At 71.1% G+C, this 20,407-nt stretch carries 14 protein-coding genes; 11 read left to right on the top strand and 3 right to left on the bottom strand.

All coding sequences use genetic code 11. The features are described 5' to 3' along the window. Positions 1 to 68: 68 nt before the first annotated feature. The gene (locus ACFWEG_RS14535; RefSeq protein ID WP_387214113.1) at positions 69 to 1,100 is read left to right on the top strand and encodes an alanine racemase; all 1,032 of its coding nucleotides are present in this window, start codon (positions 69 to 71) and stop codon (positions 1,098 to 1,100) included. Positions 1,101 to 1,142: 42 nt separating this feature from the next. Here the strand turns inward: ACFWEG_RS14535 and ACFWEG_RS14530 are convergent, their stop codons facing one another. Both ACFWEG_RS14530 and ACFWEG_RS14525 read right to left on the bottom strand, forming a co-directional pair. Further along, entirely contained in the window at positions 1,143 to 2,624 is a 1,482-nt protein-coding gene (locus tag ACFWEG_RS14530; RefSeq protein WP_387214110.1) for a glycosyltransferase family 87 protein, read from the bottom strand. A gap of 154 nt (positions 2,625 to 2,778) precedes the next feature. Beyond that, on the bottom strand, positions 2,779 to 5,478 hold the full coding sequence (locus tag ACFWEG_RS14525; RefSeq protein ID WP_387214107.1) for a transglycosylase domain-containing protein: 2,700 nt from the start codon (positions 5,476 to 5,478) through the stop codon (positions 2,779 to 2,781). Positions 5,479 to 5,833: 355 nt separating this feature from the next. Between ACFWEG_RS14525 and ACFWEG_RS14520 the strand changes: the two genes are divergently transcribed. From ACFWEG_RS14520 to ACFWEG_RS14510, 3 genes are all read left to right on the top strand, one after another. Beyond that, a complete protein-coding gene (locus tag ACFWEG_RS14520; RefSeq protein ID WP_387214104.1) occupies positions 5,834 to 6,514 on the top strand; it encodes a helix-turn-helix transcriptional regulator in 681 nt (226 codons plus the stop codon). A gap of 50 nt (positions 6,515 to 6,564) precedes the next feature. Then, positions 6,565 to 7,647 carry an inositol-3-phosphate synthase gene (locus ACFWEG_RS14515; RefSeq protein WP_387214101.1) on the top strand — a complete coding sequence of 361 codons (1,083 nt, stop codon included), beginning with the start codon at positions 6,565 to 6,567 and terminating at the stop codon, positions 7,645 to 7,647. 75 nt (positions 7,648 to 7,722) lie between these two features. Further along, positions 7,723 to 9,012 carry an MFS transporter gene (locus tag ACFWEG_RS14510; RefSeq protein WP_387214098.1) on the top strand — a complete coding sequence of 430 codons (1,290 nt, stop codon included), beginning with the start codon at positions 7,723 to 7,725 and terminating at the stop codon, positions 9,010 to 9,012. Here ACFWEG_RS14510 and ACFWEG_RS14505 read toward each other — a convergent pair. After that, positions 8,981 to 10,450 (bottom strand): CCA tRNA nucleotidyltransferase, encoded by a 1,470-nt coding sequence (locus tag ACFWEG_RS14505; RefSeq protein ID WP_387214095.1) that lies wholly within the window; start codon positions 10,448 to 10,450, stop codon positions 8,981 to 8,983. The genes ACFWEG_RS14510 and ACFWEG_RS14505 overlap by 32 nt on opposite strands. Before the next feature lie 233 nt (positions 10,451 to 10,683). On the opposite strand from ACFWEG_RS14505, the gene ACFWEG_RS14500 reads away from it, so the two are divergent. From ACFWEG_RS14500 to trxA, 7 genes are all read left to right on the top strand, one after another. Next, the gene (locus ACFWEG_RS14500; RefSeq protein ID WP_387214092.1) at positions 10,684 to 13,017 is read left to right on the top strand and encodes a DUF6049 family protein; all 2,334 of its coding nucleotides are present in this window, start codon (positions 10,684 to 10,686) and stop codon (positions 13,015 to 13,017) included. A gap of 46 nt (positions 13,018 to 13,063) precedes the next feature. After that, complete coding sequence (gene murJ, locus ACFWEG_RS14495) at positions 13,064 to 15,319, top strand: murein biosynthesis integral membrane protein MurJ (RefSeq protein WP_387214089.1); 2,256 nt, start codon at positions 13,064 to 13,066, stop codon at positions 15,317 to 15,319. Positions 15,320 to 15,428: 109 nt separating this feature from the next. After that, positions 15,429 to 17,219 carry a protein kinase family protein gene (locus tag ACFWEG_RS14490; protein ID WP_387214086.1) on the top strand — a complete coding sequence of 597 codons (1,791 nt, stop codon included), beginning with the start codon at positions 15,429 to 15,431 and terminating at the stop codon, positions 17,217 to 17,219. Positions 17,220 to 17,247: 28 nt separating this feature from the next. Beyond that, entirely contained in the window at positions 17,248 to 17,961 is a 714-nt protein-coding gene (sigM, locus tag ACFWEG_RS14485) for an RNA polymerase sigma factor SigM (protein ID WP_387214084.1), read from the top strand. Beyond that, positions 17,958 to 18,842: an anti-sigma factor family protein gene (locus tag ACFWEG_RS14480; RefSeq protein WP_387214082.1), complete on the top strand. Its 885-nt coding sequence runs from the start codon at positions 17,958 to 17,960 to the stop codon at positions 18,840 to 18,842. The genes sigM and ACFWEG_RS14480 overlap by 4 nt, the downstream gene beginning before the upstream one ends. A 119-nt stretch (positions 18,843 to 18,961) precedes the next feature. Then, complete coding sequence (gene trxB, locus ACFWEG_RS14475; RefSeq protein WP_387214079.1) at positions 18,962 to 19,936, top strand: thioredoxin-disulfide reductase; 975 nt, start codon at positions 18,962 to 18,964, stop codon at positions 19,934 to 19,936. 44 nt (positions 19,937 to 19,980) lie between these two features. Beyond that, entirely contained in the window at positions 19,981 to 20,313 is a 333-nt protein-coding gene (trxA, locus tag ACFWEG_RS14470; protein ID WP_387214076.1) for a thioredoxin, read from the top strand. The last annotated feature ends 94 nt before the right edge of the window (positions 20,314 to 20,407 follow it).

The raw sequence follows: 20,407 nt of genomic DNA, 5'->3' as shown, positions 1-20,407 counted from the left end.
GAGCAGACTGCTCCTACCGCACGCCTCCTCCGCCCCACTCCTCCCCGCAGAAAGGTTCCGAACCGGCCATGGCGCTCACCCTCTACGTCGACACCGCTCGCTGGCGGGCGCACCACAAGCAGGTTCTCGACCAGTTCCCCGGCATCGTGCCGGTCTGCAAGGGCAACGGGTACGGCTTCGGCCACGAGCGGCTGGCCGAGGAGGCCACCCGCTTCGGCTCCGACATCCTGGCCGTCGGGACCACCTACGAGGCCGCGCGCATCCGCGACTGGTTCAGCGGCGACCTGATGGTCCTGACGCCGTTCCGGCGCGGCGAGGAGCCGGTGCCGCTCCCGGACCGCGTGGTGCGCACGGTCTCCTCGGTGGACGGCGTGCATGCCCTGGTCGGCGCGCGCGTCGTCGTCGAGGTGATGAGCTCGATGAAGCGCCACGGCATCGGCGAGCAGGACCTGCCGCAGCTGCACGCGGCCATCGAGGACGTGCGCCTGGAGGGCTTCGCGATCCACCTGCCGCTGGACCGGACCGACGGAACGGACGCGGTGGAGGAGGTCATCGGCTGGATGGACCGGCTCCGCAACGCCCGGCTGCCGCTCCACACCATGTTCGTCAGCCACCTGAGGGCCGAGGAGCTGGCCCGGCTGCAGCAGCAGTTCCCGCAGACCCGGTTCCGGGCCCGGATCGGCACCCGGCTGTGGCTGGGCGACCACGAGGCCACCCAGTACCGGGGCACCGTCCTCGACGTGACCCCGGTGAACCGGGGTGACCGGTTCGGCTACCGCCAGCAGAAGACGGCCGGGGAGGGTTGGCTCGTCGTCGTAGCCGGCGGGACCTCCCACGGAGTGGGCCTGGAGTCGCCGAAGGCGCTCCACGGCGTGATGCCACGGGCCAAGGGGCTCGCGCGCTCCGGGCTCGCGACGGTCAACCGCAACCTGGCCCCGTTCGTCTGGGCCGGCAAGCAGCGCTGGTTCGCCGAACCGCCGCACATGCAGGTCTCGATCCTGTTCGTGCCGTCGGACGCCGCCGAGCCGAAGGTGGGCGACGAACTGGTGGCCCACCTGCGGCACACGACGACCCAGTACGACCGGCTCGTCGACCACTAGGCCCTTGTGTCCCGCGCCTCCGGGAACGCGTCCCCGGAGGCCTCAGCCGGTCTGTCCCGCCCCCCAGTGCACCGCGGGGCCCTCCTCGCTGTGCGCGGCGTGCCGCGGCGGGTGTGCCGCCTGTCCGAGCACGAACACGTCGGGCGCCCCGTCCAGGACGCCTCCCGACGGATCGTCCGACCCGTCGCGCCGCACGACGTCGCGTTCCGGGAGCAGGGCGTCCCGCACGACGACGGCGCAGAGGTAGAGGGTGCCGAGCAGGTGCAGCAGGATCGCGAGGTGGTAGCCCTCCTGCGGCAGCCCCTGCCGGCCGTCCCCCGTCGACGTGTACGCGAGGTGCATCCAGATGGCCAGGAAGTAGGCGACCTCGCAGGCCTGCCAGATCAGGAAGTCCCGCCAGCGCGGCCGGGCGAGGACGGCCAGCGGGATGAGCCACAGCACGTACTGCGGTGAGTAGACCTTGTTGGTGAGGACGAACGCCGCCACAACCAGGAAGGCGAGCTGGGCGAAGCGCGGCCGGCGCGGTGCGGTGAGACCGAGGGCCAGGATCCCGAGGCAGGCGACCAGCATCAGTAGCGTGGAGACGGTGTTGACCGTCTCCACGGGGATGCTCCACCCGAACCGCTGCGAGAGGATCAGCCAGAACGACCCGAAGTCGATGCCGCGCTCCTGGCTGAAGGAGTAGAACTTCGACCAGCCGTCCCAGGCCAGCAGCATCACCGGCACGTTCACCGCCAGCCACGATCCCACCGCCCCACCGAGCGCGACGAGATAGGGCCGCCAGGCTCCGGCCCGCCAGCAGAGCACGAGCAGCGGTCCCAGGACGAACAGCGGGTACAGCTTCGCCGCGGTGGCGAGACCGATCAGCACGCCGAACGCCAGCGGCCGGCCGCGGGACCACATGAGCAGGGCGGCGGCCGTCAGCGCCACGGCGAACAGGTCCCAGTTGATGGTGGACGTGAGCGCGAACGCGGGAGCCAGTGCGACCAGGAGCCCGTCCCAGGGCCGCCGCCGGTGGGTCCGCGCCACGCACACGGCGATGATCACGGCGCAGGTCATGAGCATTCCGGCGTTGACCAGCCAGTAGAGCTGCTCCTGATGGCGGATCGTGCCCCCGTCGGGCGAGAACCACGCCGCCACCTGCATGAAGAGCCCGGTCAGGACCGGGTACTCGAGATATCCCATGTCGCTGTTCGGGATGCGGTCGAAGTACGGGAGCAGGCCGTCGGCGAACCCGCGGCCGGCGTAGAGGTGCGGGATGTCCGAGTAGCAGGCGTGCGTGTACTGGGATGCCGCCCCCTCGAACCACGCCCAGTCGTAGCACGGGACCTTCTGCACCATGCCGAGCGCGAACATCCCGATCATGACCAGCGCGACGACGCGCACGGGGGAGAGGGGGTGGAGGCCGAGGACGGCGCGGCGGCCGACGGGTCCGCCGAACAGCTCGCTTCCGGCGGCCGCCACCTCGTCCTCGCGGGTCGGCCGTACGGGCTGCTCTGGCTGCGCGCTCTTCATGCCGGACATCCTGCCGCACCGGGCGCCGATCTCCGTCGTGGCGGTCGGCCGGAATGTTTCACGTGAAACGTCACCGTCCCGATGTTTCACGTGAAACGTCCGGGGCGGGGCGTTTCACGTGAAACACCCCGCCCCGGACGCCTTGCTCGGGTCACCCCGGCGGTCAGCCGCCGGGTCCGCCGAAGAAACCGCCTCCGTTGTCCTGGCCCTGGTTGTCGTTGCCCTGGTCGTCGCCGGTGCCGCCGTCGACACCCGGGAGGGACGGGGTCGGCGTCACGGGCTGCTGCCCGCCGTTCCCACCGTTGTCCCCGCCACCGTCGGCACCACCGTCCTGACCCTGCTCGCACTGCCAGTCGAACGGGCGGCAGCTGGGGCTGGGCTGACTCGGCGAGGGCGAACTCGGCGAGGGGGTGGGCGTCGGAGTGGGCGTGTCGGAGGGCGTCGGGGTGGGCGTGGGAGTGGGCGTGGGGGCCGGCGGCGGCGTGCCGATGATCTCGCCGAGCGGCTGCGGCCCGGGGAAGGGGATGACCGGCTTGCCCTTCATGGCGTCGGCCATGTAGTCGTGCCAGATCTCCGCCGGGAAGGACGAGCCGTGGATCTTGTCCTGGCCGCCCGTGCCGAACATCTTCTGGAAGCCGGGGGTCTTGGAGTTCTCCGCGTCGTCCAGGCGGTACATGCTGATCGCCGTGGACAGCTGCGGGGTGTACCCCACGAACCAGGCGGACTTGTTGCCGTCGGTCGTACCGGTCTTGCCGGCCACCTCGCGGCCCGGGAGCTTGGCCGTCGTTCCCGTGCCCTCGTCCACCACCGTCTTCAGAACGTTCGTGACGTTGTCGGCGATCTCGGGGTCGAAGGCCCGCTCCGGCTTGCCGTCGTGCTCGAAGACCTTGTCGTCTCCGTCCTTGACCCACTTCACGGAGTACGGGTCGTGCTGCTTCCCGCTGGCAGCGAACGTGCTGTACGCCCCGGCCATGCGGATCGCGCTCGGGTCGGAGGTGCCGATGGAGAAGGAGGGGTAGTCCGAGCCCGAGAGGTTGTCGCCGCTCAGCCCCGCGTCCTCGGCGGCCTGCCTGACCTTGTCGAGCCCGACGTCCATCCCGAGCTGGACGAACGGCGAGTTGGCCGACACCTTCATGGCCTCTCGGAGCGTGATGAGGTGCTTCGGGGCCTCGCCGTAGGACTCCTGCCCGTCATTGGCCTGACGCCACTGCTCGCCCTTCTCGTTGGTCCAGATGCTCCCGTCGTAGTCCTGGATCTTCAGCTTGTTCGTGCTGCTGTAGAGGCTCTTGGGCGAGATCTGCGTGCGCTCGCTCCGGCTCTGCTCCGGGCCGCCGTCGGGATTGCGCACACCGTCGCGCATCGCCGCCGCCAGGACGAAGGGCTTGAACGTGGAGCCGATCTGCGCGCCGGTGTAGTCGGCGTTGTTGGAGAAGTGCTTGGTGGCGTCCTCACCGCCGTAGATCGCGACGATCGCCCCGTCCTTCGGGTCCACCGAGGCACCGCCGAACTGGACGAAAGTGTCCTTGGTGGGGCGGAGCTTGGGTTTGATGTGCTCCGCCCGCACCTTCTTCACGGCCTTCTCCAGCTCGTTCACCTTCTTCTTGTCGAAGGTGGTCTGGATCGTGTAGCCGCCGCGGACCAGGTCTTCCTTGGTGACGCCGGTGTTGTTGCTGTCCCGGAGGATGTAGCGCTCGGCGAGATCGACCAGGTAGCCCGTCTGGCCGCTGAGCTGCGCGCTCTTGCGCGGCGGTTCGACGCGAGGGAACTTCGTGTACTTCGCGCGCTGCTGGGCGGTGAGCTTCCCGTCCTTGACCTCCTGGTCGAGGATCCACTTCCAGCGCCTCTCGGCGCGGTCCTGGTTCGCCTCGCGGGTGGCGGCCGGGTCGATCGCCGTCGCGCCCGCCGGGTCGTAGTAGGTGGCGCCCTTGAGGACGGTGGCGAGCAAGGCGCACTCGCTGGGGTCGAGCTCGCCGGCGTCCTTGTCGAAGTAGGCCCGGGACGCCGCCTGCAGACCGTAGGCGCCGCGGCCGTAGTAGGAGACGTTCAGGTAGCCGGCGAGGACCTCCGACTTGTCCTCGGTGCGGCCGACCTTGATGGAGATGAACAGCTCCTTGAACTTTCGGCTCAGGGTCTGCGACTGGTCGCCGAGCCGCGCGTTCTTCACGTACTGCTGCGTGATGGTGGAGCCGCCCTGGGTGTTGCCGCCCCTGGCCATGTTGAACAGGGCCCGGCCGATGCCCATCGGGTCGACGCCCTTGTCCTGCCAGAAGGTCTTGTTCTCGGCGGAGATCACGGCGTCTTGCATCGCGCGAGGAATCTCCTCGAAGTCCAGGTTCTGCCGGTTGTACTCACCGCCCGTGGCGGCCATCTGAGAGCCGTCGGACCACAGGAAGACGTTGTTCTGCGCCTTGGCGGAGGCCTGCGGGTCGGGTGTGCCGACCATCGCGTAGGCGATTCCGGCGGCCGCCATCATGGAGCCGATCAGACCCAGGCAGAGGCTGGTGGTCTGACGCCACGAGGGGATCCAGCGCTGCCACCCCTGGCGGCCGCTGCGCGGAAAGTCGACCAGCCGCTTCCCGGCCGGCCCGCTGCCGCGGCCGGCTCCCGGGCCGCCGCCCTGCGCGCCGGCAGCGCGCCGGCCTGCGGGGCGGGCCGCGGTGGCCCCGGCTCCCTGCTTGGCGGCGCGGCGGGCGGCCGCCCTGCCGCCCCACTCGGACGGCTCGCCGGGTGCGGCCGACGGTGATCCGGTGACACTGCCTCGCGGTGCGGCGCGGCGTCCGGAGGGCGATCCGGTGGTTCCGCGCCGAGCCGCGGCACGTCCGCCGCCCGTGGGCTGCGGAGGTTTGCGACGGTGCTCGCTCATCGAACGATTACTCCTCGGGCAGGCGACAACGCCTGGAAGCGGCAGTTGAGTTCCAGTCCCCCCGAGATGCGGGCGCGTCCCTCCCCGGACCCGTCCGTACCACTGCCGGAACTCCGACGCCCTCCGGCGTCTCAGGAGTCCCGGTGATGTGCATGCCGCACAGACTACGCACGGTCAAAACTCGAACAGCGCCCAGGTTCACCCCAAATCAGGCAAGTCACGCCCTGCAGAACGGTGATGTGACGTCGCTCACCTTGCGTGCGCTTGTCGCACTCCGACTGCCGTTCTATCGTCTGGATGTATCGAGTCGATACATCAGCGCGTCATGGTGCGTGGGGGAGAGGGGTGACAGCGAGTGAGCCGACGATCCGGCATCCTCGAGTTCGCCGTTCTCGGACTTCTCCGCGAATCCCCCATGCACGGCTACGAGCTGCGAAAACGTCTCAACACGTCGCTGGGCATCTTCCGTGCGTTCAGCTACGGGACGCTCTATCCCTGTCTCAAGACCCTCGTCGCCAACGGATGGTTGATCGAGGAGGAGGGCAGCGGTCCCGAGGACGCGCTCGCGGCTTCACTCGCAGGACGACGCGCCAAGATCGTCTACAGGTTGACGGCCGACGGCAAGGAGCACTTCGAGGAGCTGCTCTCGCACACCGGTCCGGACACCTGGGAGGACGAGAGCTTCGCCGCCCGGTTCGCCTTCTTCGGCCAGACGGAGCGCGAGGTACGGATGCGGGTCCTCGAAGGACGCCGCAGCCGGCTCGAGGAGCGCCTGGAGAAGATGCGCGTCTCCCTGGCCAGGACCAGGGAGCGACTCGACGACTACACGCTTGAGCTGCAGCGCCACGGCATGGAGTCCGTGGAGCGCGAGGTGCGCTGGCTGAACGAGCTCATCGAGAGCGAGCGTGCGGGGCGGGACCGGCGACGGTCCCCCGCGAGCGCCGCCGAGCAGGACATCTCAAGCGAGACGGACGGCCAGAGCCGGCGTCGGGGCGACCCGCCCCCGCCGGACCCGTCCGAGGAGACCGCCAAATGAGGCCCCGCACACGAGGGGCCTCGAACGAGAACACACAGGGAGCACCCGGAATGGGTTCGGTTCGCGTAGCCATCGTCGGCGTCGGCAACTGCGCCGCCTCGCTGGTCCAGGGCGTCGAGTACTACAAGGACGCCGACCCGGCGGCCAAGGTGCCCGGCCTCATGCACGTCCAGTTCGGCGACTACCACGTGGGTGACGTCGAGTTCGTCGCCGCCTTCGATGTCGACGCGAAGAAGGTCGGTCTCGACCTCGCGGACGCCATCGGCGCCAGCGAGAACAACACCATCAAGATCTGCGATGTCCCGAACAAGGGCGTGACCGTGCAGCGCGGCCACACCCTCGACGGGCTCGGCAAGTACTACCGGATGACGATCGAGGAGTCCGCCGAGGCGCCCGTCGACGTCGTCCAGGTCCTCAAGGACCAGCAGGTCGACGTCCTCGTCTGCTACCTGCCCGTGGGCTCCGAGGACGCCGCGAAGTACTACGCGCAGTGCGCCATCGACGCCAAGGTCGCCTTCGTCAACGCCCTCCCGGTCTTCATCGCCGGCACCAAGGAGTGGGCGGACAAGTTCACCGAGGCGGGCGTCCCGATCGTCGGTGACGACATCAAGTCCCAGGTGGGCGCGACCATCACGCACCGCGTGATGGCCAAGCTCTTCGAGGACCGCGGGGTCCGCCTGGAGCGCACCATGCAGCTGAACGTCGGCGGCAACATGGACTTCAAGAACATGCTGGAGCGCGACCGCCTGGAGTCGAAGAAGATCTCCAAGACGCAGGCCGTCACCTCGCAGATCCGCGACCGCGAGCTGGGCGAGGACAACGTCCACATCGGCCCCTCCGACTACGTGGCCTGGCTGGACGACCGCAAGTGGGCGTACGTCCGCCTGGAGGGTCGTGCCTTCGGCGACGTCCCGCTGAACCTCGAGTACAAGCTGGAGGTCTGGGACTCCCCGAACTCCGCCGGTGTCATCATCGACGCCCTCCGCGCGGCGAAGATCGCCAAGGACCGCGGTATCGGCGGCCCGATCCTCTCCGCGTCGAGCTACTTCATGAAGAGCCCGCCGGTGCAGTACTTCGACGACGAGGCCCTGGAGAACGTCGAGAAGTTCATCGCGGGCGAGGTCGAGCGCTGACCGCTCGTCCCTCGACGGTGAAGGGTCCCCGGGCGATCTGCCCGGGGACCCTCCGCGTATGTGACGCTGACCTCCATGTACGCCGTCGCTGACCTGCGGGTCCTGCTCAGGGTTCGCGATTTCCGCCGTCTGCTGGCCGTCCGGCTGCTCTCCCAGGGCGCGGACGGCGTCTTCCAGGTGGCCCTCGCCGCGTACGTCGTGTTCTCCCCGGAGAGCCAGACCTCGGCCGCCGCCATCGCCTCGGCCATGGCCGTCCTGCTGCTGCCGTACTCGCTGGTGGGGCCGTTCGCCGGGGTGCTGCTCGACCGGTGGCGGCGCCGCCAGGTCCTGCTCCTCGGCAACCTGCTCAGGGTGGCCCTCAACGTCCTCACCGCCGTGCTGATCACCGCCGGGGCGCCGGACGGGCTCTTCTACGCCTCCGCCCTCACCGTCACCGCCGTGAACCGTTTCGTCCTGGCGGGGCTCTCCGCCGCCCTGCCCCGCGTCGTCGGCGCCGGACAGCTGGTGACGGCCAACGCGCTCTCCCCGACGGCCGGCACCCTCGCCGCGACGGCCGGTGGCGCGCTGGCCTTCGCGGTCAGCCTGGTCGGGCCGGACTCCGACGCGGCCGTCGTGCTCGTCGCCGCCGCGCTCTACCTGAGCGCGGCCCTCGCGTCCCTGCGCATGGCCGCGGACCTGCTCGGCCCGGAGCAGGTCCGGGCGGCGCGGCTTCCCCTGGGCGCGGCGCTGGCGGAGACGGCGCACGGCCTCGTCGCGGGCCTGCGCCATCTGGCCGCGCGTCCGCCCGCGGCCCGGGCGCTGACGGCGATGACCGCCCTGCGGTTCTGCTACGGCGCCCTGACGGTGACGGTCCTCATGCTCTGCCGCTACGCCTGGGGCGACGGCCCCTCCGGCGGTCTCGCCCTGCTCGGCTTCGTCGCCGTGGTGTCGGGCGCGGGCTTCTTCGCCGCCGCCGTGGTCACCCCCTGGGCCGTGGCGCGACGGGGCACCTTCGGCTGGATCGCCGCCTGCGCCGCGGCCGCCGCCGTCCTGACGCCGGCCCTCGGCCTGACGTTCGCCCCGGGCCCGATCGTGGCCGCGGCCTTCGTCCTGGGCTTCACCAGCCAGGGCGCGAAGATCGCCACGGACACGGTCGTCCAGACGTCCGTCGAGGACTCCTACCGCGGCCGGGTCTTCGCGCTCTACGACGTGCTGTTCAACGTCGCCTTCGTCGCCGCGGCCGCGGTGGCCGCCCTGGTCCTGCCGCCGGACGGCCGGTCAGCGGTCCTGGTCGTCGGGGTGGCCGTCCTCTACGCCGCCGTCGCGTGGGCGATGTTTCACGTGAAACATCGCCTCACCGCGGCTGGTCGGCCCACCACTTCCTGAGCGCCGTGACGGCCTCGTCGTGCTCCATCGGCCCGTGCTCCAGCCGCTGGTCGAGCAGGAAGGCGTAGGCCCTGCCGATGACCGGGCCGGGGCGCACGTCCAGGATCTCCATGATCTGGTTGCCGTCCAGGTCGGGGCGGATCGCGTCCAGCTCCTCCTGCTCCTGGAGCCGGGCGATCCGCTCCTCGATCCCGTCGTAGGCGCGGGCGAGGGCGTTGGCGCGCCGCTTGTTGCGGGTCGTGCAGTCGGAGCGGGTCAGCTTGTGCAGCCGGTCGAGGAGCGGGCCGGCGTCCCGGACGTACCGGCGCACGGCCGAGTCGGTCCACTCCCCGGTGCCGTAGCCGTGGAACCGCAGGTGCAACTCGACCAGCCGGGACACGTCCTTGACCAGATCGTTGGAGTACTTCAGCGCGGTCATGCGCTTCTTGGTCATCTTCGCGCCGACGACCTCGTGATGGTGGAAGGAGACCCCGCCGTCCGGTTCGAAGCGCCGGGTCCGCGGCTTGCCGATGTCGTGGAGCAGCGCGGCCAGGCGCAGGGTCAGGTCGGGGCCGTCCTGCTCCAGGTCGATGGCCTGCTCCAGGACGGTCAGCGAGTGCTCGTAGACGTCCTTGTGCCGGTGGTGCTCGTCGCTCTCCAGGCGCAGCGCGGGCAGCTCGGGCAGCACCCGGTCGGCCAGGCCGGTGTCGACGAGGAGGGCCAGGCCCTTGCGGGGGTGTGCGGAGAGGACGAGTTTGTTGAGCTCGTCACGCACCCGCTCCGCGGAGATGATGTCGATGCGCTCGGCCATCTCCGTCATCGCGGCGACCACCTCGGGCGCCGGCGCGAAGTCGAGCTGGGCCGCGAACCTGGCCGCCCGCATCATGCGCAGCGGGTCGTCGGAGAACGACTCCTGCGGGGTGCCGGGCGTGCGCAGCACACCGGCCGCCAGGTCCTCCAGCCCGCCGTACGGGTCGACGAACCGCTTCTCGGGGAGCGCTACGGCCATCGCGTTGACGGTGAAGTCGCGACGGACCAGGTCGGCCTCGATGGAGTCGCCGTAGGACACCTCCGGCTTGCGCGAGGTGCGGTCGTACGCCTCCGAACGGTAGGTCGTGACCTCGATCTGGAAGCTCTGGTCGACGTCCCCGACCCGGGCCTCCTTCTGGCAGCCCACGGTCCCGAACGCGATCCCGACCTCCCACACGGCGTCCGCCCAGGGGCGGACGATCCTGAGGACGTCCTCGGGGCGGGCGTCGGTGGTGAAGTCGAGGTCGTTGCCGAGCCGGCCGAGCAGCGCGTCGCGGACCGAGCCGCCCACCAGGGCGAGGTGGAAGCCCGCCTGCTCGAAGAGGCGGGCGAGCTCGTCGGCGACGGGGGAGACGCGCAGCAGTTCGCTGACCGCGCGGCGCTGCACCTGACTCAGGGCGCTGGGGGTGTCTTCGTGGTCGTTCGGCACAACAGAAAAGAGTACGTGCCCGCACCGGACGGGTCGCCCGGGATTCCCACCCGTCACACGCCTCACATCCGGCCGCCACCCCGTGCGCGGCCCCGGACGGACGCCTGCGGCCGCGATCATGTGGCGCACCACCACAGCAGGTCTCGTTACCATGCGGGGACGTACACCGTGGTCCACCGCGATCGCCGAGGACCACCGAAGGCACCGACCACACGACACCGACGACGAGACCGATGACGACGAGGACGGGCGAACGCGTGGCCGAGGCGGCAGACACCCAGGGACCTCCTCCCCCACCCGCCCGACGCGGGTGGCGGCGGACGACCCTCACCGTGCTCACCGGGCTGCCGCTGCTCGCCGGTCTCCTCCAGGTGACCGCCGCGTCCCCGGCGGCCGCTGCTCCCGACGTCACGGGCCCGCGCACCGTCGACGTCTCCCTCGACGCGCTGTCCCCGGCCGCCCCGCGCGAGGGCGACCGCATCACCGTCTCCGGCACCGTCACCAACAAGGGCGAGCGGCCCGTCACCGACGCGCACGTCGGCATCCGGGTGGGCGCCGAGCTGGACAGCCGGAGCGCGATCGAGGACGCGACGAAGCAGGAGAAGGAGTTCGCTCCCTGGACGGACGGCGAGGAGGTCGCCGACGGCAAGTACAGGAAGTCGTTCGCCCGGCTCGCTCCCGGGGTGCCCCACGGGTTCAGCATCACCCTTCCCGCCGACGCCCTGGACCTCGGTGGCGACGGGATCTACCAGCTGGGCGTGTCGTTGAGCGGCGAGACCGGAGGGAACGGGGAGGAGGTCCTCGGCATCCAGCGGACGTTCCTGCCCTGGCAGCCGGAGGACACCGAACGCCGGACCCGGATGACGTACCTCTGGCCGCTGATCTCCTCCGCGCACCTGACCGCCGAGACGGCCTCCGACGAGGCCCAGACCCCCACCTTCGAGGACGACGAGCTCGCCGAGGAGATCGCTCCCGGCGGGCGGCTCCAGCAGATGGTGTCGCTCGGCGCCGACCTTCCCGTCACCTGGGTCCTCGACCCCGACCTCCTCGCCTCCGTCGAGGCCATGCGGAAGCCCTACCTGGTCAAGGACGACGACTCCCCCCGGTCGGACCGGAACAAGAAGCTCGCCGACCAGTGGCTGGCCGACCTCGAGAAGGCCGTGGCCGGGAAGAAGATCGTCGCGCTGCCCTTCGGCGACACCGACGTGGCCTCCTTGGCGCATCACGGCACCCCGGTCGTCGGGTCGCTGAACCACCTCAAGACGGCCACCGAGCGGGCGGAGACGACCGTGGAGTCGATCCTCCTCGACGAGGAGGTGTCGACCGACTACGCGTGGCCCGCCGAGGGCGCCGTGGACCCGGCGATCGTCCAGACCGCCACCTCGGCCGGCGCCGACACCGTCCTGGCCCGCAGCGACAGCCTCAAGGACTCCCTCACCTACACGCCGACCGCCGTGCGCGCCGTCGGCGGCGGAACCAAGGCGGTCGTCGCCGACGCGGGCCTGTCGACCGCCTTCGAGGGCGATCTGACCTCGGCCGAGAGCTCCACCCGGGCGGTCCAGGAGTTCCTGGCCCAGAGCCTGGCGATCACCCTCCAGGAACCGGGCAAGCAGCGCAGCATCGTCGTCGCCCCGCAGCGGATGCCGTCCGTCAGCCAGGCCCAGTCGATGGCGCGCGCGATCGACGCGCTCTCCGACCAGCGCTGGTCCTCCCCCGCGGATCTGGACGAGGCGGCCGACGCCACCCCGGACCCCCGGGCCACCACCCGGATCCCGGGCGCCGGCGCCTATCCGAAGCGGCTGTCGAAGCAGGAACTGCCCGTCTCCGCGTTCCGGGACCTCGGGACCACCCAGGGCATGCTCGACCGGTTCCAGGTGATCCTGTCCGAGCCCGACCGGGTGACGACCCCCTTCGGTAGCGCGATCAACCGCTCCCTGTCCAACTCCTGGCGCGGCGACGCGAGCGGGGCGTCCGGCTACCGGGCCGCCGTGGAGAGCTACCTCCAGGGGCTCACGGACAAGGTCCACCTGATCCCCAAGTCCGACGCCACGCTCTCCGGGCGCAGCGCCACCATCCCGGTGACCGTGCAGAACAACCTGGTCCAGGGCGTCGAGAACCTGACCCTGAAGCTGGTGTCGGACCGCGACACCCGGCTGGACGTCGGCGATCCCCAGCGGATCGAGGTGTCCGGGGGCCACAGCCAGTCCGTCAAGTTCGCCACCACCGTCAAGGCGAACGGCCCGGCCAAGGTCACCGCCCAGCTCTTCACGGCCGACGGAACCCCCTATGGTGAGCCGATCACCTTCGGGGTCGACGTCACCGAGGTCACGCCGACGGTCATGCTGGTCATCGCGGGTGGGTTGCTGCTGCTCGTCCTCGCCGGGATCCGCATGTACGGCAAGCGCAAGCGCGCCGCACGGGAGGCACCGGCGGAGGAGGACCCCGAGGGACCCACCGGCCCCGCGGCCGAGGGGGACGACGGCCCAGGGCAGCCGAGTGACCCCCGGCCTGACACCGCTCCGGAAAGCACGGAGCCGTCGGGCACGGGTGAGAAGGTGGACCGTTGATCGATGGCGTGGCCGCGTGGCCGGGGACGATGAGGTGGGGTAATCCATGAACGCGCCGTACGACGGTGATCGCGGTCAGGGGCAGTCGGGCGGCAGCGGCCCGGACGGTCGCACGCCGCAGCCCGCCGCCCCGGACCCCTACGTCCAGGACGCGTACGACCACGACCCCTACCGGGCCCAGGACGCCGCCGCCCACGACCCCGTGACCGAGGCGCTCTACGACCGGGCGGCCCACCCCCCGCCGCCCCCCGGCGCCCTGCCGCCGCAGGCCCCGCTCTACCAGCAGCCCCCGCCGGGCCCCTACGCCCCCGACCCGCGCGTCTGGGCGCAGACCCCGCCCCCGGAGGCCGAGGGCCCCTTCCGGCACCTGCCCTACGGGGACGACCCGGCGACCACGCAGTTCACCGGCGTGGACGACCTGGTGAGCCGGGCCGGGGAGGACGACGCGCGGGACTGGGACGGACGGCAGACGCAGGGGTACCAGGGCCACCACGGTGACCAGGGTGCCCTCCAGGGTGAGCGCGAGGACCTGCAGCAGACCGACGCGTTCGCGCACCTGTACCGGGACCAGCAGACCGAGGCCTTCCAGGCTCCGGACTCCGCCGCACCGCCGGCCGCTCAGCAGGCCCCGCCGGCTCCGGTCCCGGCGGCAGCGCCGCAGCGGAGCGGCAGCCGGCTGTCCGGCGTGATGAAGTCCAGCGCGGTGATGGCGGCGGGAACGCTGGTGTCGCGGGCGACGGGGTTCATCCGGTCGGCGCTGATCGTGGCGGCGATCGGCATCGGACCCCTCGGTGACACGTTCCAGATCGCCATCACCCTGCCGACGATGATCTACATCCTCACCGTCGGCGGCGGACTGAACTCGGTCTTCGTGCCGCAGCTCGTTCGGGCCATGAAGAACGACGAGGACGGCGGCGAGGCCTTCGCCAACAGGCTTCTGACGCTGGTGATGGTGGCTCTGGGGGTGCTCACGGCGCTCGCCGTCTGGGCCGCCCCTCTGCTGGTCCGGTTGATGTCGGTAGAGACCGCCGGCAACGCCGAGGCCAACGCCGTGGCCGTCACCTTCGTCCGGTACGTCGTGCCGACCATCTTCTTCATGGGCATCCACGTGGTGATGGGGCAGATCCTCAACGCCCGCGGCAGGTTCGGGGCGATGATGTGGACCCCGGTCCTCAACAACATCGTCATCATCGGCATGCTGGTGACGTTCATCTGGGTCTACGGGACCGCCAAGAGCTCGCAGATGGACATCGACACGATCCCCCCGGAGGCCGAACGGCTTCTCGGCATCGGGTTCCTGCTCGGCCTCGTCGTCCAGGCGCTCGCGATGATCCCTTATCTGCGCGAGACGGGGTTCCGGATCCGGCCCCGCTTCGACTGGCGCGGCAAGGGGCTCGGCAAGTCCCTCACCCTCGCCAAGTGGACCGTCCTCTTCGTCCTGGCCAACCAGGCCGGCGTGCTCGTCGTCTCCCAGCTCTCCACGGCGGCCACAGGGAAGTCCGACGGCCTCGACGGCATCGGCTTCGCCGCCTACTCCAACGCCCAGCTCATCTGGGGCCTCCCCCAGGCCATCATCACCGTCTCCCTGATGGCCGCCCTTCTCCCCCGGCTCTCCCGCTCCGCCCACGAGGGCGACAACGGCGCGATCCGGGACGACATCTCCCAGGGCCTGCGCACCACGGCGGTCGCGATCGTCCCGCTCGCGTTCAGCTTCCTCGCGCTGGGCGTCCCCATGTGCACCCTGATCTTCGGCTCCTCCGGCACCGACCCCGCCAAGTCCATGGGCTACATGCTGATGGCCTTCGGGCTCGGCCTCATCCCGTACTCGGTGCAGTACGTGGTCCTGCGCGGCTTCTACGCCTACGAGGACACCCGGACGCCGTTCTACAACACGGTCATCGTCGCCGCGGTGAACGCCGCCGCCTCCGCCGTCTGCTTCGTCGTGCTGCCCGACCGCTGGGCGGTCACCGGCATGGCCGCCTCGTACGGCCTCGCCTACGCCATCGGCGTCGGTGTCGCCTGGCGCCGACTGCGCAGCCGGCTCGGCGGCGACCTGGACGGCAGCCGCGTCCTGCGCACGTACGCCCGCCTCTCGCTCGCCGCGGTGCCCGCCGCCCTCCTCGGCGGAGCGGTCGGCTACGCGATCCTCCAGGCCCTCGGCTACGGCGTCCTCGGCTCCCTGGCGTCCCTGGTCGCGGGCGGGATCGTCCTGCTGGCCGTGTTCGTCCTGGCCGCGAAGAAGATGCGCATCCAGGAACTCAACTCCCTGGTAGGCATGGTCCGCGGGCGTCTGGGACGCTGATCACGCACAACCATCGCGCACGACCGTGTGTCGTGCTCGGTGCCGGACTGTGGGCACAATTGGGTGAGCTGTCGCACAGCGCGTAACGGATGGGGAGGCAGGAACGACGGTGGCGGAACGTGGTACGGCTGCCGTCGACGTGGCCGACGACGGCGAGGACTCGCCGGTCGCGAAGGCGGATCAGGTCATGGCCGACGGAGACAACAGGCGCGAGAAGGCCGAGCGAGGCGAGCCGGAGGCGGACACCGTGATCGCGGACACCGTCGACACCGGTGACCCGTCCGAGCAGAGCTCCCCGGCGGACGCCGGGAGATCCGCGGACCCGGAGGACCCGTCCGCCGGGTCCGCGGCGACCGAGCTCCACAGCGGGCACAAGCTGGCCGCCCGGTACCGGCTGGAGGAGTGCGTCACCCGACTGGACGGATTCAGCAGCTGGCGAGCGGTCGACGAGAAGCTCCGCCGCGCCGTCGGCGTCCACCTTCTGCCCGCCGACCACCCCCGGGCCCGCACGGTCCTCTCCGCCGCCCGCTCCTCCGCGCTGCTCGGCGACCCCCGCTTCGTACAGGTCCTCGACGCCGTCGAGGAGGGCGACCACGTCTACGTCGTCCACGAGTGGCTGCCCGACGCGACCGAGCTCACCTCCCTGCTCGCCGCCGGGCCGCTGGAGGCCCACGACGCCTACCAGCTGGTGTCGCAGATCTCCACGGCCATGACCGCCGCCCACCGCGAGGGCCTCGCCCACCTCCGGCTCACACCCAGCGCCGTGCTCCGCACGTCGACCGGGCAGTACCGCATCCGCGGCCTCGCGGTGAACGCCGCCCTGCGCGGCATCAGCAGCGACACACCCCAGCGCACCGACACCGAGGCCATCGGCGCGCTCCTCTACGCCTCGCTCACCCAGCGCTGGCCGTACGAGGAGGACGCCTACGGTCTCAGCGGCCTGCCCAAGGACGTCGGGCTCCTGCCCCCCGACCAGGTCCGGGCCGGGGTCCACCGGGGCCTCTCCGAGCTGTCCATGCGGGCACTGGCCAACGACGGGGCCACCGCCTCGCGGCAGGAGCCGGCCTGTACCTCGCCCGAGGAGCTCTCCAAGGCCGTCGCCGCGATGCCCCGCGTCCGCCGGCCCGAGCCCGTCTTCACCGCGCCGCCCGAGTACCAGCGCACCACCTACCAGCAGGGCGCCTACGGCCGCCCCGCCGCCCATCTCGGCTCCGCCCAGGCCGCCGTCGACGAGCAGCCGCCCGCCCCGCTCCAGGGCCGCAGCGGCAGGATCCTCAAGTGGAGCGTCGCCGCCCTGCTCATCGCCGCGCTCGGCCTCGGGAGCTGGCAGCTCGCCGACGCCGTACTCGACCGCGACAAGGTCGACGACCAGGGCAGCACCCAGCAGATGACGAACGAGGACACCGGCAAGGACGGCCCGAACCCGGTGGCCAAGCCCTTTTCCATCACCGCGGCCCGCGAGTTCGTCGTCCAGGGTTCACAGCAGAACCCGGGAGACGTCGGGAAGACCTTCGACCGCGACCCCTCGTCCTACTGGCGCAGCAAGAGCTTCGTCGACGGCCCCAGCCTCGTCGCCTACAAGGGCGGGGTCGGCATCGTCTACGACCTCGGCGAGGACCGGGACGTGAGCGGTGCCTCGATAGGGCTGCGGTACGCGGGAGACCGCACCACGGCCACGCTGTACGCGACCGACTCCCTGACCCCGCCCCCGTCCGTGGACGGCATGCAGCGCATCGCCAAGGGCACGACCCAGGACACCCGGCTCGCGCTCAAGGCGAAGAAGGCGGTCAACACCCGGTACGTGCTGCTCTGGCTCACCGACGTGCCCAGCGCACCCGGCGACGAGTTCAGCGGCTCCGGCTACAAGCAGGCCATAACGGACGTGAAGTTCACAGGCTGACGGGTCCACGAGGGGAGGGGACGCGAGGGTGGACGACGCGACGCGGACGACGGCGAGCGACCAGGACCTGCTGGCCCGCCACGTCGCCGGCGATCCGGAGGCCTTCGGCGAGATCGTGCGCCGCCACCGGGACCGCCTCTGGGCCGTGGCGGTGCGCACCCTGGGGGACCGCGAGGAAGCCGCGGACGCGGTCCAGGACGCGCTGGTGTCCGCCTACCGCGCCGCCCACACCTTCCGCGGCCAGTCCGCCGTCACGACCTGGCTGCACCGCATCACGGTCAACGCCTGCCTCGACCGCGTCCGCAAGGCCGCGTCCCGCCGGACGGCCCCCGTCGACGACGCCGAGCGGTTCGAGCAGCTCCTCGACCCGCACGAGCCCGCCGACGCCCCCGCCGAGCGCCAGGACCTGCACCGCCAGCTCATGGAGGCGCTCAGCACCCTGCCCGCCGACCAGCGGGCCGCGCTCGTACTCGTCGACATGCAGGCCTACCCCGTCGCCGAGGCCGCCCGGGCTCTCGGCGTGCCCGTCGGGACCGTGAAGAGCCGCTGCGCACGGGGGAGAGCCCGCCTGCTGCCCCTGCTCGGTCATCTGCGCGGGGAGCCCGCGGACGACGGGTCCGGGGAGGCCCGCCAGGGGCGGAACCGGACGCCGGGGGCTTCCGTCCCACCCACGGCAGAACGGGCGCAGGACGGCACAGCGAGGAATCCGGACGCGGTGAAGGGCGGAGGCACACGACCGTGACGACCACGAGCGGCGGAGCCGGCCCCGCACGACACCCCGAGGTGTCGGAGATCGCCGACTTCACCGAGGGTCTGCTGCCCGCCGGGCGCGCCGCCGAGATCCGGTCCCATCTCGACGTGTGCGACGCCTGCGCGGGAACCCGGCACGCGCTGGCGGAGATCCGGACACTCCTGGGCGACCTGGGTGAACTGCCGGCACCGGAACCGATGCCCGCCGATGTGGCGGCCCGCATCGACGCCGCTCTTGCCTCCGAGGCTGCGGCACCGGCCGCGGCAGTCGATGTTTCACGTGAAACAGAGACCGATGGTTCACGTGAAACATCGCTCCGGACCGCTTCGGGGAAGGACCACACCGCGACCACCCGGCCGCTCGGGCATGCACGGGCCGCCGCGGGCCCCGGTCGCGGATCCCCGCGACGCCGGCGGGCCGTCATCGGCGCGGCGCTGACCGCGGCCGCCATCGGGCTGGGCACGTTCATGCTCCCGTCCGGCGACGAGCCGAGCGGCAGCACCGCGTCCGACCGCAGGGAACGCGAGACGGTGGGCACCTTCTCCGGTGACCCGGTCCCCGACCGGGTCGGCGCGCTCCTCGACCGGCCGACCACCCAGTCGTCCAAGAGCACCAAGCACGTGCCCAACGCGCCGATGAGCGCCCCGGCGGTCTCGCTCCCCCCGTGTGTCGCGCAGAGCATCCCGGACAGCGAACAGGCGCTGGCGGCCGATGAGGGGAGGTACCGGGACTCGCCCGCGTACCTCGTGGTCCTCCCGCACCCCACCGACGACGCCCGGGTGTCCGTCTTCGTCGTGGCGACGTCCTGCGAGGAGGCGGAGCCCCCGGAGAAGGGCGATGTACTGCTGCGGACCTCGTACTCGCTGAACTGAGCGCGCGGTTCGGGAGGCCGGGAATGCGCGCCCCTTAGTATCCGTTGGGTGGGGTGTGGGTCCGGAAGGGACTCCCACCCGAGCAGTTCGCAGTCCCCGCAGAGACGAGGAATCAACCCGTGAGCGACGTCCGTAACGTGATCATCATCGGTTCCGGGCCGGCCGGCTACACCGCGGCGCTCTACACCGCGCGCGCGGCGCTGAAGCCGCTGGTGTTCGAAGGTGCCGTCACCGCGGGCGGTGCCCTGATGAACACGACCGAGGTGGAGAACTTCCCCGGTTTCCGCGACGGCATCATGGGCCCGGACCTGATGGACAACATGCGCGGTCAGGCGGAGCGCTTCGGCGCCGAGCTCGTCCCCGACGACGTCGTCTCCGTCGACCTCACGGGTGAGATCAAGACCGTGACCGACACCGCCGGCACCGTGCACCGCGCCAAGGCGGTCATCGTCACCACCGGCTCCCAGCACCGCAAGCTCGGTCTGCCGAACGAGGACGCCCTCTCCGGCCGTGGCGTCTCCTGGTGTGCCACCTGCGACGGGTTCTTCTTCCGCGAGCACGACATCGCCGTGGTCGGTGGCGGCGACACCGCGATCGAGGAGGCCACCTTCCTCTCGCGCTTCGCCAAGTCGGTCACCATCGTCCACCGCCGTGACACGCTGCGCGCCTCCAAGGCGATGCAGGAGCGCGCCTTCGCCGACCCGAAGATCTCCTTCGCCTGGGACAGCGAGGTCGCGGAGATCCACGGTGAGCAGAAGCTCAGCGGACTGACCCTGCGCAACACGAAGACCGGCGAGACCTCCGAGCTGGCCGCGACGGGTCTGTTCATCGCCGTCGGCCACGACCCGCGGACCGAGCTCTTCAAGGGCCAGCTCGAGCTGGACGACGAGGGCTACCTCAAGGTCGACGCCCCCTCGACCCGCACCAACCTCACCGGGGTCTTCGCCGCCGGCGACGTCGTCGACCACACCTACCGCCAGGCGATCACGGCCGCCGGTACCGGTTGCTCCGCGGCCCTGGACGCCGAGCGCTTCCTCGCCGCCCTCACGGACACCGAGCAGACCGCCGAGCCGGAGAAGACCGCCGCCGTCTGACCGCTCCCCTCGCACCCCCACCCCCCGACCCGAAGGAGGCCGCCGTGGCCGGCACCCTCAAGAACGTGACCGACGACACCTTTGAGCAGGAGGTCCTGAAGAGCGACAAGCCCGTCCTCGTCGACTTCTGGGCCGCCTGGTGCGGTCCGTGCCGCCAGATCGCCCCCTCCCTGGAGGCCATCGCCGCCGAGCACGGCGACAAGATCGAGATCGTCAAGCTGAACATCGACGAGAACCCGGCCACTGCCGCCAAGTACGGCGTCATGTCGATCCCGACGCTGAACGTGTACCAGCAGGGCGAGGTCGCCAAGACCATCGTCGGCGCCAAGCCCAAGGCGGCGATCCTCCGTGACCTGGACGACTTCATCGCCGAGTGATCCGACGGGGCGATGTTTCACGTGAAACATCGCCCGCCACGCGCTGAGGGCCGACCCCGCCGGGGCGGGCCCGGGGGCTTATAAACCACTCCGA

The organism is Streptomyces sp. NPDC060194 (genome assembly GCF_042728285.1).
Taxonomy (GTDB): Bacteria; Actinomycetota; Actinomycetes; order Streptomycetales; family Streptomycetaceae; genus Streptomyces.
This window is presented reverse-complemented; position numbering and strand designations above follow the sequence as displayed.